Source organism: Microbacterium ginsengisoli, assembly GCF_000956535.1.
GTDB classification, from domain to species: Bacteria; Actinomycetota; Actinomycetes; order Actinomycetales; family Microbacteriaceae; genus Microbacterium; species Microbacterium ginsengisoli.
This window is the reverse complement of sequence record NZ_JYIY01000037.1, coordinates 1-11,188: the sequence shown is the minus strand read 5'-3', so window position 1 is coordinate 11,188 and position 11,188 is coordinate 1. Positions and strand designations below refer to the sequence as shown.

Below are 11,188 nucleotides of genomic sequence, written 5' to 3'. Positions count from 1 at the left end.
CCCCCTCCCTCTCTCGTCGCCGCCTCCCTCCCTGCGCAATGTCGGAAGTTGTGGCCGACTCGCCGGGTCGCGCATGACGAGGGCGGGGTGTCGCGCAGAACTTCCGACGGAGTGTGGAGTGACGTCCCCTCCCCCATGCCCGCAGGCCACCGACGATCCACGGATGCCGCGCTGCTCGGACACTCACGACGTGATGTGCGCCCACCATGGCCATGTGTGCGACGAGAGGACGGCGGTGCGAACGAGCGCGCAGCTTCGCGCGCTGCGCTACTCACGCACCCGCATCGAACGTGCGCTCGAGACGGGCGAGCTCATCCGCCTGCGGCGAGGCGTGTTCGCGACACCGTCGAGCTGCGACGATGTGCGTCGCGCTGCGCGGGCGGGAGGCCGGCTCGCGTGCATCAGCGCGGCTCGCCACCTCGGGATCTGGGTGCTGAGCGACGACGACCACCTCCACCTGCGCTGTGGCCACCACAGCCGCACCCCCACAATCATCGAAGCCGACACGATCGTGCACTGGGGCGACGCGCCGACCCCGCGGGCGACAGCGCGGAGCGTGCTCAGGGAGATCGATCGCTGCGCGGGAACGGAGCAGTTCTTCGTCGCCCTGGAGTCCTCCCTGCGCCTCGGACTCGTCGCGCCGCACGATCTCGCCTGGCTGCACGAGCGCACGAACGACCGAGCCCGCGAGGCGATCGCGTTCGCGCGAGACGATGCCGACAGCGGGCTGGAGTCGCTGATCCGCTGGCGATTGCGGCACTGGCAGCTCGACGTGCGCGCCCAGGTTTCCGTCCTCGGTGTCGGACGGGTCGACCTTCTCATTGACGGACGCCTCATCGTCGAAGCCGACGGGCGCGAGAACCACGCGGGCGCCGAACGGAGACACCACGACCTCGTTCGAGACGCAGCATCCGCCGCCTGGGGATACCGCACACTACGGTTCGACTACGCCCTGATCGTGCACGACTGGGACCTCGTCGAACGCGCGATCCTCGGCGCGCTCGGCCTGGGGTGATCGACCTGCGACGCACGCCGGTAGGCGTCGACAACCCGCTGCGATCATCACAACGTCGGAACTTTCTCCCGACACCCCGCCGCGCCGAGCGCAGTCGCGGGGTGCCATCGAGAAGTTCCGACGCTGCGGGGTGCGAGACACGCCGAAAGCCGGCGTCGCACACGGTCTGGCGCGTCAGCCTGAAGACCGGCGCGCACACGGTTGTGGCGCGTCACCCGGGACCGAGAACGCCCGGATGCCGCGGCCGGGCCGGGATGCCGCGGCGCGGATGCCGCACGCCCGGATGCTGCCGCTCAGTCGCGGCGGGCAAAGGATCGATGGGGCGTACCGCGTCAGCCCGGGATGCCGCACACCCGGATGCCGCGGCTCAGTCGCGCGGCGAGAGCAGGTAGGCGTTCAGCTCGGCCGTGAAAGCCGCATCATGCGGGAGAGCCCGGCCGTCGACGGCCGTGATCGGGGCCGCGAGGCGGACGCTCGAGACGAGCCACGCGGCATCCGCGTCGGCGAGGGCCGCCGTCGGAAGGGTCTCGTAGGCGGTCGTGAACCCCCGCTCGGCGAGGTGGGCGAACAGGCTCAGCTGGGTGGTGCCGTGCAGGATGCCGGCGGCGGGCTCGGGGGTCACGAACACATCGCCGCGGCGCAGCACGAGCGACGCGGTCGGCGCCTCGAGCAGGAATCCATCGGACGTGGCGAAGACGGCGTCATCCGCGCCGCGTCGGTGCGCCTCGCGCAGCGCCGCCATGTTGGTCGCATACGACAACGTCTTCGCACCGAGCAGCAGCCAGGGGGCGCGGGCGGGTGCGGCGAGGTCGAGCCCGCGATCGAGCACGACGACCGAGATGCCCTCGGCGCGCGGGCGGGCATAGTCGGGCGCGGCCGACGCGGTCACCCACGCGGTCGGGGTCGGGCCGTGCTCGATGCCGCGACTCAGGATGAGCTTGATGACCGCCTCGCCCTCCGGGCACTGCGCCGCCGCGCGGGCCACGGCGGCGCGCCACTAGGCGAGCTTCGGCACCGGAAGGTCGCAGATCTCCGCGGAGTGCGCGAGCCGCGCCAGGTGCGCCTCGACCTCCTGCGGGTGCCTGTCGACGACACCGATCGACTCGAAGATGCCGTCTCCGCGCTGGGTGCTGAGCTCGCCGATGCTGAGGGCGGGGGCCGAGGCGTCGACGGGCGCGAAGGTCGTGTCGAAGTCGGTGCGGGGGTCATCGGATGCCACGGGCTCGATGATGAGCGCGAAACGCCAGGTCATGCTGCGAGCCTACGCGCGCGACGGCGACGCGCCCGGGCGGATGACGCGGGAATGCCGCGCGGGGGCGCTCCGTTACACTGGACCGGCCGGGCCGCAGTAACCCCGGGCTCCAATATCTGCCGCTGCGAGCGGCCTTGCGCCGAGAGGCGTTTCTGCGGCTCGGTTCTTCTCTTCCTGCGTGCGGGTGCCGCCCGGTCGGGCGCGTCGCGATGCGAGGGCGTGACTCAGGAGCGAGCGTCGCGGCGCCGAAGCGCCGCCCGTCCCGCGCGTCGCGGCGCCCGAGCGCTACTCAGGCGAGCGCGTCGCGGCGCCAGAGCGCCGCCGCGCCCGAGAGGTCCTCCGCGTAGGTGTCGAGGCGCAGCGCCCGCGTCGTGAAGGCGCTCGCGCGCGCCGGCTCCGCGACGTCGTGGTCGTCGGCGAGCTGCACCGCACCGGCGGCGACGATGCGACAGAAGGATGCCGCCCGCTCGAGTGCGACCGCGAAGTCACCCTGGAACAGCCCCCGCAGGATCGTGTCGATGAGGGTGACGAGCTCGTCCGGGCCGGCCGGGGTCGGCGCTCCGGCGACCACCTCGTCGGCTCCGGAACGTGCCAGGCGTCCGCGCTCGAACAGCAACGCCGCGGTGCGCGGGTCGTCGTGGATCATGAGCTGCAGCAGATAGAGCCGCCAGAGCGCGCCGGGCAGAGATCGAGCGGGCGCACGCGACCACAGATCGGCGATGTCGTCGATGCCGTGACGGTCGGTGAACGCGACGAGGCGTTCGACGACGTCGACGTCGGGGTCCTCGCGCACGCGCGCGAGGAGTGCGGCGGCGGTCGAGTGGGCGATGCGCGAGACCTCGGCCGGGTCGTCGCCCGAGTAGAGCCGGTCGAACAGCTCGGCGGGGCGGCGCACGGGCTTGTGGTACGGCCGGGGATCGTCGCTCACCTGTCCAGGGTACGGGGCGAGGGGCGCCTCCCGGGCCGCACCGCCCGCCGGCTCAGCCGGCCTGGTTGATGCGGATGAGGTTGCCGGCCGGGTCGCGGAATGCGGCGTCGCGCGGCCCCCACGGCTGGTCGGTCGGCTCCTGCACGAGGTCGGCGCCGAGGGCGGTGAGGCGGGCGAACACGCCGTCGAGGTCGTCGGTCTCGAACACGATCGGGCCGATCGCGCCCTTCGCGACGAGCCGGTGCAGTGCCTCGGCGTCGTCGGGCGAGCGGCCGGCACCGGGCTCGGAGAGCACCACGGCCACGTCGGTGCCGGGCACGCCGAGCGTGACCCAGTGGAAGTCACCCGCGGCGACGTTGTTGCGCAGCTCGAGGCCGAGTCCGTCACGGTAGAACGCGATGCCGGCGTCGATGTCGTCGGCAGTGATCGGGAAGAAGCGGAGCGAGATCGAGGTCATGGCCTCCACGCTACGGGCGGGAGGCGGCATCCGCTTCTCTGATCCTGCTCACCCGGCAACGTCGGCGACCGGGACGCGGTGCGCGATCAGACGAACCGGGTGGGGCGGGTGAGCACCCGCGCCATGCAGGCCGGGATGTCCTCGGTGGCGGCGTGATCGCGGGCCCGGTAGGCGCTCGGCGTCTCGCCGACAAGCCGCGTGAACCGGGCGCTGAACGACCCGAGGGATGTCGCCCCCACCCGCATGCACGCATCGGTCACCGTCGTCCCCGCCCGCAGCAGCGCCATGGCGCGCTCGATGCGGCGCGTCATCAGGTAGCCGTACGGTGTCTCCCCGTACGCGTCGCGGAACTCACGGGAGAAGTGCGCGGTCGACATGAACGCCTCGCGCGCCATGATCGCGACCTCGAGCGGTTCGGCGTACGAGCGGTCCATCAGGTCGCGCGCCCGTCGCAGGCGCGCGAGCACCTCGGGGGTCTGCGCGCGGGGGGTCACCCGTTCACGCTAGCGCTGCGAGGGCCGGTGATGCCGGGCGCGCACGGGGCGCCGGTGACGCCGGTCTCCCCGGGCGCGCACCGCCGGAGTGCGTCAGGCCGGCGTCTCGATCGCGAGCACAGGCTTCGTCGTCGGCTGGCCGGTCGCCGAGCCGCCCTGCTGCTCCACCGTCACGGCGACGATGTCGCCCGCCTGGAACCCGCCGCGCAGCTGCGCGGTCGCCGACCCGCCCGACACATCGAACGTGCCCGCCGCGGTCGGCACGCCGTCTCGCAGGTACCAGAGCTCATAGGTTCGGTCGCTTGCGAGGCTCGCCATGCCCGACGAGACGAGCACGGCCTGCCCGAGCGAGGACGACCAGTGCAGGGTGGCCGTGCCACCGCCGGTGACGCCCGCCTGGGCGCTGGCGGCATCCGGTGCCGACTCGATCTTCTCGAGCGCGACGACCGCCGCGGGCTTCGGGTTCAGCTGCCCGGCGATCATCGTGCCGCCGATGCCGATCGCGACCACCAGGGCGATGCTCGCGGCGAGGGCGAAGAGGATGCGGCGTGCCCGCCGCGCGTTCGCGATCGGGGCCGACCGCACCGATTCCACGCTCGGTGTGACGAACGTGAACGGCGCGGGCGGGGCGTCGGCCGCGGCATCCGCGTCGGAGTGCTGCGGAAGGTCCTGGATGCGGGCGAGCAGCGAGGCGCGCAGGTCGGCGGGGGGCGCGACATCCGTCACGGTGTCGGCGAGTGCGGCCGCGGCCGCCTCGTCGGCAGCAACGGTGGCAGCCCACTCGGGGTGCGACGCGAGCGCCTCGTCGAAGGCGCGCTGCTCGTCGGGCGAGAGAGCACCGAGGGCGCGGGCCGCCGACAGCTCGGCGAAGTCGTTCTCGTTCACGGGGTCACCCCCATCTCCTGTCTGAGTCGGGCGAGCCCGTCTCTCATTCGTGTCTTGATGGTGCCGAGCGGTGCACCCACGAGGGCGGCCACCTCACTCTGGCTGTAGCCGCCGAAGTAGGCGAGAGTGAGCGCTTCGCGCTGCGCCTCGGGAAGGGAACGCAGCGCCTCGTGCACACGTTCGGCGTCGGTTTTCAGTTCGATCTGCTCGGCGACGTCGGCGTGCGGCACCGCGATCTCCCGCAGCCCGGCTCGGGTGTCCCGGTCACTGCTCGACTGCGATGCGCGCACTCTGTCGACGGCTCTGCGGTGGGCGATGGTCATCACCCACGTGCGGCCTTGTCCCTTGTTCGGAACGAACCGCCCGGCGGATTGCCACAGTTCGAGGAAGACCTCCTGCAGCACCTCTTCGCTCTGCGACCGGTCGACGAGTACGCGCAGGATCAGACCGAACACCCGCGACGACAGCGCGTCGTACAGCTCGGCGAACGCGCCCTGGTCGCCGCCGGCGGTCGCCACCAGCAACTCGGCGATGCGGTCGACGACGGGACCCTCGTCGGGGACGTCAGCGCCGTCGATCACCATGTCGACCAGCATGCCGTACATTCACGGACTCCTCTCGCAGCGGACGGGGCGGGTGACGGATACCGCGGGCCGCGGCATCCGTCATCACCGTCATCCGAAGGTGAACGAGTAGGCCTGCACGCCGGGCGACACGGTCACCTCCAGCACGCGCTGACCGTCGGAGGCGGCTCCGCTGGAGACCAGTTGGTAGGCGTTGGGAGTGCCGCTGACCTGCACGGTCTGGGTGACGCCACCCTGCAGCGTGTAGGTGACGGTGCCGGTGCCGCCGAGCACCATCTGCACGATGCCGGCGTGGAAGCGCAGCCGCACCTGGGCGGGCTGGTCGGTGCCGGGGGTGATGCTCTGGGAGGTCAGGTTCCAGCTGCCCTGCACGACGAACGAGTCGTCGGGCTGGGAGTCGGGGTAGGCGAAGGTGGTCGTGCCCGGGTCGTAGGCGGTGCCGCCGCCGAAGTTGGCTTGCTTGGCCGCGCCGAGGAACGTCTCCTGCGTGGTCGAGCCGACCTGCGGGGTGGTGTCCTGCACCTCGGTGGGCGGGGGCAGCTGCACGTTCGGGTTCGCCTGCACGAGCAGCTGGCGGATCAGGTTCTCGGTGGTGGCGTAGTTGCCTTCACCGAACTGGATGTTGCGCACCACCCCCTGCGCGTCGATCAGGTAGTGGGCGGGCCAGTACCGGTTGCGGTAGTTGGTCCAGGTGTCGAGGTTGTTGTCGATGGCGACCGGGTAGGTGATGCCGAAGTTCTTGGCACCGGCCATGACGTTCGCCGGGTCCTTCTCGAAGGCGTACTCGGGCGAGTGGATGCCGATGACCTCGAGTCCGAGCGAGGCGTAGGCCTTGTTCCAGGCGACGACATGCGGGATGGAGCGCTGGCAGTTGATGCACGAGTACGCCCAGAAGTCGATCAGTACGACCTTGCCCTTCTCCTGGGAGAGGGTGATCGGCTGGTCGTTGGGGGTGTTGAACCACTGCTGGATGCCCTTGATGCTCGGCGCCGTGCCGCACGATTCGAGCTCGGTGGCACCGGCGGTGCACTTGTCGAGGTTCTTGTTCTCGTCGTTGACGAGGCCGCCGAGGGCGAGAGCCTTCTGCGCGTCGGGGTTGTCGGTGAGCTGCTGCTGCAGCCCCGACGTGTAGTCGGGCACGAGCTGCTGCAGCAGCTGGGGCACGTTGAACACCAGCCCGACCGACAGCGCGATCATGGCGGAGCCGCCGATGATGCGCAGCAGGCGCTCGCGGGTGCGGAACGCGCGGATGCGCTGCACGACCGCGCGCCCGGCGAGCGCGAAGACGAGCAGCGGCACGGCGACACCGATCGCGAACGACACGGTCAGCAGGATCGTGTCGGCGCCGATGCGGCCGGTGGAGCCGGCGACGATGATCGCCGCGAGCACGGGACCGGCACACGGAACGAACACCGCGCCCAGGGCGAGACCCACGCCGAAGCCGCTCCCCCGGTTCGTGACCTCCTTCTGCGGAAGCCAGGTGAACGGCTTCTCGAGGATGCGCTCGAACCGGGGCACGATGAGGCCGATGCCGATGAGGATCAGCACGACGATGCCGACCCAGCGGATGATGTCCTGCGGCAGGTTCAGCAGTCCGAGGATCAGCGACCCGACGAGGGTCACGACCGTGAAGCTCAGCACGAGGCCGGCGATCACGAGGAACGGCCGCCAGCGGGAGGCGGGGCGCACCTCCTCGTCGCCGGTCGCGGCGCTGGCCTGCACGCCTCCCGTGAGGAAGATGACCGGCAGCACCGGAAGGATGCACGGCGAGATGCCGGTGATGAGTCCGCCGAGGAGGCCGATGATGACGAGGGTCATGGCGACCTCCCTTTCGTGTCGGTAGCATTTCGGCCCCGTCGCCCGTTCGGATGGGAACTGCTGCCCGCGAACACGCTGAGTGAGCGGATGCGGCGGCCCGCGGCATCCGGATCTGATCGATGTCCAATCCGATCCCGCGACCGCCCCGAACGGCTTGGTGAACGTCGCACCGCGGCGGACGCCCCCGGAACGCTCGGGTGCGTCGTTCACTCCCACGGGTCCCCCCGGCCCACCCCTCACCACGGAGGAATCATGCTCACCACGAAGTCCAAGGTCATCTCCGGCGTCGCGCTTTTGTTCGCGGGCGCCCTCGCGCTGACCGCATGTTCGAGCTCCACCACCAGCTCGGGATCGATGTCGACGCCGTCGTCGACCCCCATGGCATCCGCCACGATGGACCCCTCGGCCGACCTCGTCGGCCCCGGCTGCTCGGCTTACGCGTCGGCGGTGCCCTCGGGCGCCGGCTCGATCCAGGGCATGTCGCAGGATCCGGTCGCTGTCGCGGCCTCGAACAACCCGCTGCTCACGACGCTCGTCGCGGCCGTCAGCGGCAAGCTGAACCCGAACGTGAACCTCGTCTCGACCCTGAACGGCAGCGAGTTCACCGTGTTCGCCCCTGTCGACGACGCGTTCAAGAAGATCGACAGCGCCACGATCGACACGCTCAAGACCAACAGCGACCTGCTCACGAAGATCCTGACCTACCACGTGGTGGCCGGTCAGATCCCGCCGTCGCAGATCGTCGGCACCCACACGACCGTCGAGGGCCAGACCCTCACCGTGTCGGGCAGCGGCAGCAACCTCACCGTCAACGGCAACTCCGCCGTCATCTGCGGTGGCGTGCACACCGCCAACGCAACCGTGTACCTCATCGACACGGTGCTGATGCCGCCGAGCAACTGACGCCTGCGTCACTCATGTCAGCGACCGCTCGGACTCGCCGGAGTCCGAGCGGTCGCTTTCGTCTGCCCGGCACCGGCCGGAGCGCCGTGCGCGTCCCAGTAGGCTGGAGGACACGGGCCTGTAGCTCAGTCGGCAGAGCATCGGACTTTTAATCCGCGGGTCGTGGGTTCGAGCCCCACCGGGCCCACCCTCACCCCCGGACGAGCAGATACCCCGCGAGCGCGAAGCCGCACAGGGCGATGAGCACGCGGAGCACCGCCGGCGGGAGACGACGGGCCACCGCCGGGCCGATGAGGCCACCGAGCACGGCGCCGATCGCGAGCGGCCACATCGCCGCCCACACCACCGTGCCCCACACCGCGAACAGCATGGCGGGCAACACGTCCGAGGCGACGAGGATGACGTTCTTGAGCGAGTTCGCGCGGTGCAGCACGGGCTCGGTCGTGAGCAGCAGCAGGGTGATCAGCAGGATGCCGGAACCCGCCCCGAAATAGCCGTTGTAGGTCGCGACGGCGCCCCCGGCGATCGCGGCTGCGGGACGCGGCATCCCTCGCCCGAAGCGTCGCTGCGCGCGGGCGATGAGCGGCTGCGCGAGGAGCACGAGGGAGCCCGTCGCCACGAGGAAGGGCACCACCCGGTCGAACAGGGCGCCCGGGGTGAGCACGAGCAGCACGGCCCCCACGAGGGAGAAGACGATCGACAGCGGCATCCAGGTGCGCAGCGTCGCGGAGTGGCCGCGCAGGTCGGGTCCCGCGCGCAGCGCCGAGCTGAGCCCGCTGCCGAGGAGCGCCACCGAGTTCGTCACGTTCGCCGCGAGCGGCGGGATGCCGACCGCGAGCAGCGCCGGGAACGCGACGAGGGAGGTGATGCCGCCCGCCGTGCCGATCACGCCGGCGACGAGACCCGCGACCACGAGGAACGAGGCGGTGAGCAGATCCGGCACATCAGCACCCTGGCAGATGCGGGCCGCGGCCGCGCGACGAACGCCGGCGCGGTGTCGCGGCTGCAGTGCGCCGGAGAACCGGATGCCGCGGCCCCGCCGCCGACTGTGACGTCGAGCGTCAGTGCGGTAGCAGCAGCACGGCTGCCAGAAGCACCGGGATGCAGCCGATCGTCGTGATGAAGATGGTGTCGCGGGAGATCGTCTGGCCGACCCCGTAGCGCTGCGCGTAGTTGAAGACGTTCTGCGCGGTCGGCAGCGCCGCCAGCACGACGACCACGAGCACCCCGTGCGCGTCGAGGCCGAGCACGTAGGTCGCGACGAGCCACCCCACGACCGGCATGACGATGAGCTTCAGCGCGCTCGCGAGCAGCACGTCGCGGCGATGACCCGCCACCCCGAGCACCTTCTGGCCGTTGAGCGACATTCCGTAGGAGATGAGAAGCACCGGCACCGCCGCGCCCGCGATGAACTGCAGCGGCTCGAACACGATGTCGGGGAGCGGGATCTCGAACGCCGAGAACAACGTGCCGAGCAGGGAGCCGATCACGATCGGGTTCGTGACGGTGCGCAGGATCGTGCGCCCGATGCGCAGCTCGTCGGAGGTCGCGGCATCCAAGAGCGCCAGGGTGATCGGGGTGAGGATCAGCAGCTGCATCAGGATTACCGGCGCCGGGTAGGCGGCCGACCCCAGCAGGTACAGCGACAGCGGGATGCCGATGTTGTTCGAGTTCACCTGCGCCGCCGACAGCGCGCCGATCACTGTCTCGCCGAGTCCGCGCCGCCACACCAGCCGCGCGATCACGACGTAGACGGCGAGCACGATCGCAGCCGTCAACGCCGACGCCGGCAGCTGCGCCGAGAACAGCACGTGCACGTCGGCCTTCGAGAGCACCACGAACAGCAGGAACGGCGAGAGCACGTAGAAGACGAGCCGGCCGAGCACGAACGGCGCGTGCGGACCGAGCAGTCCGATCCGGCCGAGCAGGTACCCGACACCGATCGCCACGCCGACCACGACGAATCCGGTCAGAGTGGTCAACACCCTCCCAGGGTACGAGACCCGGACGAATGGTCTGACCACGGCCGACGCACCTCGCCACGCGCGGTGACGACGGTGGATGCCGCGGCCCGCGGCATCCGCTCTCGGCACCGCGTTGCCGCACCCCCGCGTGCATGCCATGATGAGCCCACTCGCACACGGTTGCCGACCCGAAGGGCAGCAATGGGGGGACTCTCTCGCCGCCAGTTCCTGGCGCGCACGGCCGCGCTCGCCGCAGCGCTCGGCGTGAGCGTCGAGACCCTCGCCCCGCAGCTCGCCCTCGCCCAGACCGACCCCGGAGAGATCCCGAGCACGCTGCTGCAGACGATCCTCTACGGACCGGTGACGAAGGGCTCGTACCGCACGCTCACCGCGGGCCCCGGCGAGCCTTACATCGCCCGCTACGACGTGCTGGGCCGCACCGCCGACCCGACCCGCACGAGTCGCCGACGGTCGCTGCTCTACCTCGGGCACCTCAGCGACCTGCACGTCATCGACGCGCAGTCGCCCGGCCGCATCGAGCCGATGATCGTGCAGGACCACTCCGCCTGGGGTTCGGCGTTCCACCCGCACGACCCCCTCAGCCCGCACACGACCGCGGCCATGGTGCAGGCGTTCTCCGACGCCCGCTACTCCCCGCTCACCGGGGTGCCGATGGGCGCCGCCATCGTCACCGGCGACAGCGCCGACATGCACTCGCACCTCGAGCTGCGCTGGTACATCGACCTGATGGACGGCCTCTCGGTGAACCCGGCGTCCTCGGGCAGCACGTATCAGGGCGTGCAGGCGTGGCCCGAGGCGACGTGGGCGTACCGCCCGAACGACCCGAGCGGCGGATCGTTCGGCGACTACGGGTTCCCCACCCTCCCC

General features: G+C 71.0%; 11 protein-coding genes, 1 tRNA gene and 1 pseudogene. 4 read left to right on the top strand and 9 right to left on the bottom strand.

Translation table 11 applies throughout. The annotated features are described in order from the left end of the window. Positions 1 to 235: 235 nt before the first annotated feature. Positions 236 to 1,015: a type IV toxin-antitoxin system AbiEi family antitoxin domain-containing protein gene (locus RR49_RS00800; protein ID WP_048809487.1), complete on the top strand. Its 780-nt coding sequence runs from the start codon at positions 236 to 238 to the stop codon at positions 1,013 to 1,015. 367 nt (positions 1,016 to 1,382) lie between these two features. On the opposite strand, the pseudogene RR49_RS00795 reads toward RR49_RS00800, so the two are convergent. The 7 genes and pseudogenes from RR49_RS00795 to RR49_RS00765 form a co-directional block, all read right to left on the bottom strand. Next, positions 1,383 to 2,267, bottom strand: a pseudogene (locus RR49_RS00795) (aminotransferase class IV). Positions 2,268 to 2,556: 289 nt separating this feature from the next. Then, positions 2,557 to 3,195: a hypothetical protein gene (locus tag RR49_RS00790; protein WP_045245863.1), complete on the bottom strand. Its 639-nt coding sequence runs from the start codon at positions 3,193 to 3,195 to the stop codon at positions 2,557 to 2,559. A 52-nt stretch (positions 3,196 to 3,247) separates the two neighbouring features. Then, on the bottom strand, positions 3,248 to 3,652 hold the full coding sequence (locus tag RR49_RS00785; protein WP_045245862.1) for a VOC family protein: 405 nt from the start codon (positions 3,650 to 3,652) through the stop codon (positions 3,248 to 3,250). Positions 3,653 to 3,738: 86 nt separating this feature from the next. Next, the gene (locus RR49_RS00780; RefSeq protein ID WP_045245865.1) at positions 3,739 to 4,086 is read right to left on the bottom strand and encodes a helix-turn-helix transcriptional regulator; all 348 of its coding nucleotides are present in this window, start codon (positions 4,084 to 4,086) and stop codon (positions 3,739 to 3,741) included. A 153-nt stretch (positions 4,087 to 4,239) separates the two neighbouring features. Next, positions 4,240 to 5,031, bottom strand: a complete 792-nt coding sequence (locus tag RR49_RS00775; protein ID WP_045245860.1) for an anti-sigma factor — start codon at positions 5,029 to 5,031, stop codon at positions 4,240 to 4,242. Then, a complete protein-coding gene (sigK, locus tag RR49_RS00770; protein WP_211255122.1) occupies positions 5,028 to 5,627 on the bottom strand; it encodes an ECF RNA polymerase sigma factor SigK in 600 nt (199 codons plus the stop codon). Before sigK ends, RR49_RS00775 begins: the two co-directional genes overlap by 4 nt. Before the next feature lie 78 nt (positions 5,628 to 5,705). Beyond that, on the bottom strand, positions 5,706 to 7,433 hold the full coding sequence (locus RR49_RS00765; protein WP_045245859.1) for a cytochrome c biogenesis protein DipZ: 1,728 nt from the start codon (positions 7,431 to 7,433) through the stop codon (positions 5,706 to 5,708). 252 nt (positions 7,434 to 7,685) lie between these two features. Here RR49_RS00765 and RR49_RS00760 point away from each other — a divergent pair, with 252 nt between their 5' ends. Next, on the top strand, positions 7,686 to 8,336 hold the full coding sequence (locus RR49_RS00760; protein ID WP_045245858.1) for a fasciclin domain-containing protein: 651 nt from the start codon (positions 7,686 to 7,688) through the stop codon (positions 8,334 to 8,336). Positions 8,337 to 8,450: 114 nt separating this feature from the next. Continuing rightward, positions 8,451 to 8,523, top strand: a tRNA-Lys gene (locus RR49_RS00755). Positions 8,524 to 8,526: 3 nt separating this feature from the next. Here RR49_RS00755 and RR49_RS00750 read toward each other — a convergent pair. Beyond that, positions 8,527 to 9,279, bottom strand: a complete 753-nt coding sequence (locus tag RR49_RS00750; RefSeq protein ID WP_045245857.1) for a sulfite exporter TauE/SafE family protein — start codon at positions 9,277 to 9,279, stop codon at positions 8,527 to 8,529. 118 nt (positions 9,280 to 9,397) lie between these two features. Next, positions 9,398 to 10,321 carry an AEC family transporter gene (locus tag RR49_RS00745; protein WP_045245855.1) on the bottom strand — a complete coding sequence of 308 codons (924 nt, stop codon included), beginning with the start codon at positions 10,319 to 10,321 and terminating at the stop codon, positions 9,398 to 9,400. Between the two features lie 180 nt (positions 10,322 to 10,501). On the opposite strand from RR49_RS00745, the gene RR49_RS00740 reads away from it, so the two are divergent. Continuing rightward, a partial coding sequence (locus tag RR49_RS00740) for a twin-arginine translocation signal domain-containing protein (protein WP_045245854.1) occupies positions 10,502 to 11,188 on the top strand: 687 nt, incomplete at its 3' end.